The following is a 1626-nucleotide window of genomic DNA, read 5'->3' as shown; positions in this document are numbered from 1 at the left end:
TCGTCCCGCCCGCGGGGTCGGCCAGATCGCCGCGGCGCGCGAGGCCGGCGTGCCGAGCTTGCGGGACCGACGCGGCGGCGGTCCGGCGGCCGCCTGGCTTGCCGCCTGGTCCGCGGCGTCCAGGGTGGCGATGTCGTCGAGCCCGTGCACGGTCGGCCGCTCGGCGGCCGCGCGTCGTTTCCGGCGGGCCTCGTATCCGCGGCCCGCGCCGGCGCCGCCCACCTGCTCGGCGGCCGCCTCGGCGAAGTCCCGGCAGGTGGCGAACCGATCACCGGGGTCGCGGGCCAGCGCCTTGGCGAAGACCTCGTCGAGCCGGGCCAGCTCGGGACGCTGGCCGCGGGCGTCGCGCTCGGGCGGCACACCGCGTCGCGGCCCGCCCCGGTGGCGGGGCCGGCGCCGTCGATCACCGCCGTGCCCGGGCCCGTGACCGCCGCGCCGCCGCCCGCCGCCCAGCTCGACGGCAGTTTCCGCCTCGAGACCGAACGCACCAAGCAGACCTACAACGACGTGGCCGACCCGCAGCCGCCGGACATCCGGACCTGGTGGGCGTTCCGGTCGTCGTGCGGCCACCCTAGCGTAGATAGTGAGCACTCGCAATCTTTTCGGCGCGGCGCGCGCGGCCGTGTGCCGATGTGAGTCTGCGTTACCGCTCGCCGTTGGGGCGGTACGGCGACAGCGTCGGCGCGGCGGCGCCCGGGCTCTCGGGCGGCTTCGCGGGATCCGGCACCGCGACGGCCGGCGGCACCTCGCCCCGGCGGCTGGCGACCGCGGGGATCCGGATGACGGCCGACTGCTGACCGCACTCGTTGGTCTGGACGGTCACGGTCTCCTCGCCGACGAAGTCACCCGGCGGCTGCGGTCGCAACGCCAGCACCAGCGTCGTGCTTTGCGTGGCCTGCGACCCGTCCGGGCCGAAGCACGGGAAGTCCAGGTCCACCGGCTGCGACAGCCACTGCCCGTCGGTGAACCGCAGGAAGAACACGCCCCCGCCGGGCGACATCGCCCGCGAATGGTCGTTGTCGTCGAGTTGGGCGGCGGCGGCCGTGCAGGCCTGCGGGCCGCACGACGACCGGAACGCCCACCAGGTCCGGATGTCCGGCGGCTGCGGGTCGGCCACGTCGTTGTAGGTCTGCTTGGTGCGTTCGGTCTCGAGGCGGAAACTGCCGTCGAGCTGGGCGGCGGGCGGCGGCGCGGCGGTCACGGGCCCGGGCACGGCGGTGATCGACGGCGCCGGCCCCGCCACCGGGGCGGGCCGCGACGCGGTGTGCCGCCCGAGCGCGACGCCCGCGGCCAGCGTCCCGAGCTGGCCCGGCTCGACGAGGTCTTCGCCAAGGCGCTGGCCCGCGACCCCGGTGATCGGTTCGCCACCTGCCGGGACTTCGCCGAGGCGGCCGCCGAGCAGGTGGGCGGCGCCGGCGCGGGCCGCGGATACGAGGCCCGCCGGAAACGACGCGCGGCCGCCGAGCGGCCGACCGTGCACGGGCTCGACGACATCGCCACCCTGGACGCCGCGGACCAGGCGGCAAGCCAGGCGGCCGCCGGACCGCCGCCGCGTCGGTCCCGCAGTAGATCGGCACGCCGGCCTCGCGCGCCGCGGCGATCTGGCCGACCCCGCGGGCGTGCAGA

The 1626-nt window shown here is 77.4% G+C and carries 2 protein-coding genes and 1 pseudogene; 1 reads left to right on the top strand and 2 read right to left on the bottom strand.

Translation table 11 applies throughout. The features are described from left to right. Nucleotides 1–360: pseudogene (locus A5714_RS03500) on the bottom strand (hypothetical protein); the annotation flags it as partial. A 51-nt stretch (nucleotides 361–411) separates the two neighbouring features. Between A5714_RS03500 and A5714_RS03495 the strand changes: the two are divergent. After that, nucleotides 412–636 (top strand): hypothetical protein, encoded by a 225-nt coding sequence (locus tag A5714_RS03495; protein ID WP_156747156.1) that lies wholly within the window; start codon nucleotides 412–414, stop codon nucleotides 634–636. A gap of 7 nt (nucleotides 637–643) precedes the next feature. Here the strand turns inward: A5714_RS03495 and A5714_RS03490 are convergent, their stop codons facing one another. Next, nucleotides 644–1480, bottom strand: coding sequence for a hypothetical protein (locus tag A5714_RS03490; RefSeq protein WP_068282812.1), 837 nt, complete (start codon nucleotides 1478–1480; stop codon nucleotides 644–646). Nucleotides 1481–1626 lie beyond the last annotated feature (146 nt).

Origin of the sequence: Mycobacterium sp. E2462 (assembly GCF_001672685.1) — a bacterium.
In the GTDB taxonomy this organism is placed as follows: domain Bacteria; phylum Actinomycetota; class Actinomycetes; order Mycobacteriales; family Mycobacteriaceae; genus Mycobacterium.
The sequence above is the reverse complement of the archived record's forward strand: the minus strand, read 5'-3'. Positions and strand labels throughout refer to the sequence as shown.